This window comes from Neoroseomonas rubea (assembly GCF_016106015.1).
Lineage (GTDB): Bacteria > Pseudomonadota > Alphaproteobacteria > Acetobacterales > Acetobacteraceae > Neoroseomonas > Neoroseomonas rubea.
In genome coordinates, this window is record NZ_JACADQ010000517.1 from 1 (window position 1) to 1,891 (window position 1,891).

General features: G+C 73.5%; 3 protein-coding genes. 1 reads left to right on the plus strand and 2 read right to left on the minus strand.

Annotation, left to right across the window (positions count from 1 at the left end):
* The first annotated feature begins 169 nt into the window (after window positions 1-169).
* A complete protein-coding gene (gene pdxY / locus HW577_RS24365; protein ID WP_198378686.1) occupies window positions 170-1,018 on the plus strand; it encodes a pyridoxal kinase PdxY in 849 nt (282 codons plus the stop codon).
* Between the two features lie 181 nt (window positions 1,019-1,199).
* Here pdxY and HW577_RS24370 read toward each other — a convergent pair whose 3' ends face one another.
* Entirely contained in the window at window positions 1,200-1,643 is a 444-nt protein-coding gene (locus HW577_RS24370; protein ID WP_198378687.1) for a CBS domain-containing protein, read from the minus strand.
* Window positions 1,640-1,891, minus strand: a 252-nt coding sequence (locus tag HW577_RS24375; protein WP_198378688.1) for a CBS domain-containing protein, incomplete at its 5' end; no start/stop codon positions are given. The genes HW577_RS24375 and HW577_RS24370, both read right to left, overlap by 4 nt.

Below are 1,891 nucleotides of genomic sequence, written 5' to 3' on the forward strand. Positions count from 1 at the left end.
CGCAAGACGGCGCGGGCCGATGGACCCGGCGCGGCGCGGGTGCCGGAGCGGTTCGCCCGCGGCCGGACCCGCCCGCGGGCGCGACGATGCGCGCCGAGCAAGGCGAGGGCGGGTTCCACTTCCGTGGAAGCCGATCTAGCGTCCGCGCGCCTTTTCGTGACGGTGCGCCATGGCCTCGATCCTCTCCATCCAATCCTGGGTCGCCTACGGCCATGTCGGCAACGCCAGCGCGATCTTCCCGCTGCAGCGGCTGGGGGCGGAGGTCTGGGGCATCCACACCGTGCAGTTCTCCAACCACACCGGCTACGGCGCCTGGCGCGGCCAGGTGTTCGGGGCGGAGCTGATCCGCGACTGCGTCGAGGGAATCGAGGAGCGCGGCGTGCTGCCGCGCTGCGATGCCGTGCTCTCCGGCTATATGGGTTCGGCCGAGATCGGGGCGGCGATCCTCGATGCCGCGCGGCGGGTGAAGGCGGCGAACCCTGCCGCGCTGTGGTGCTGCGACCCGGTGATCGGCGATGTCGGCCGCGGCATCTTCGTCCGCCCGGGCATCCCGGAATTCCTGCGCGACGCCGCGCTGCCGGCGGCCGACATCGCGACGCCCAACCAGTTCGAGCTGGAATGGCTGACCGGGCGGTCCGTGACGACGCTGGAGGAGGCGAAGGCGGCGATCGCCGCGCTGCAGGCGATGGGCCCGCGCTGCGTGCTCGTCACCTCGCTGCGGCTGGCCGATACGCCCGAAGGGCAGATCGGCATGCTGGCGGGGGAGGGCGGGCGCTTCTGGCGGCTGGCCACGCCCATGCTGCCGCTGTCGGTGAACGGGGCGGGCGATGCGATCGCCGCGCTGTTCCTGTTCCATCGGCTCGCGGGGGATGCGGCCGGCGCGCTCTCGGCCGCCGCCTCCTCCGTCTTCGGGCTGCTGCGCCGCACGGCGGAGGCCGGGTCGCGGGAAATCCTGACGGTCGCGGCGCAGGAGGAGTTCGTCAGCCCCACCCGCCGCTTCGCGGCCGAGGCCTGCTGAGCGGCGCGCGACACGCTCCAAGGATCGCGGCCCCGCCGCGATCCGGGAGCGCAAGGCGCGACCGCGCCCAGCATGTCAGTCGGGCCGGGCGGGACAGTGCATGGCCCGCAGGCAAGGCCGGCGGATGCCAGCCGCCCGCCGCCTGAGGGTCAATGCAAGACTCCCGCCCGCCGTTCGAGGGTCAATGCATATAGGTGCGCGTGACGTAGGCCTTCAGGCTTTCCACGTCCTGCGCCTGCTGGGCGAAGCGGTGGCGGACCAGGTCGCGCACGCTGACGATGCCGAGCAGCCGGCCCTGCCCGTCGACCACGGGCAGGTGGCGGAAATAGCCCTCGTCCATGATCTCGAGCGCGGAATCGACCGGCGTGTCGGGCGAGACCATGACGACATCCCGCGTCATGATGTCGCGCACGAAGACGCCATGCGTCGCGTTGGTCCGCTCGGCCACGGCGCGCACGATGTCGCGCTCGCTGATGATGCCGACGACGCGGCCATCGGCTTCCCGCACCAGCACCGCGCCGATGCGCCGCGAGGTGATGAGGCGGGCGACCTCGACGGCCAGCGTCTCGGGGGAGACGGAGACGATGTCCGCGCCCTTGCGGCGCAGCACGGCGGCGATGGTCATGGGCGGGACTCCTCCTGGGTGGGGGTGGGCACGGGAATGGCGGTGCCGCTGCGCAGCAGGTCGGCCAGGCCGACCAGGCCGATCACCCGGCCTTCATCGTCGCAGACGGGCAGGTGGCGCACGCGGGCGGAGGCCATGGCGCGTAGCGCGGCATCGACCGGCGCCTCGGCGGGCACGGTGGGCGGCTCGCGCGTCATCGCCGCCTCGACGGCCAGGCCGCGCAGGCCGGCGCGGCGCTCGGCGGCGAG

What these genes read in the sequence shown, in the direction of transcription:
- pdxY (WP_198378686.1), top strand. Translation starts at nt 170, where the DNA reads ATGGCCTCGATCCTCTCCATCCAATCCTGGGTCGCCTACGGCCATGTC.
- HW577_RS24370 (WP_198378687.1), bottom strand. Translation starts at nt 1,643, where the DNA reads ATGACCATCGCCGCCGTGCTGCGCCGCAAGGGCGCGGACATCGTCTCC.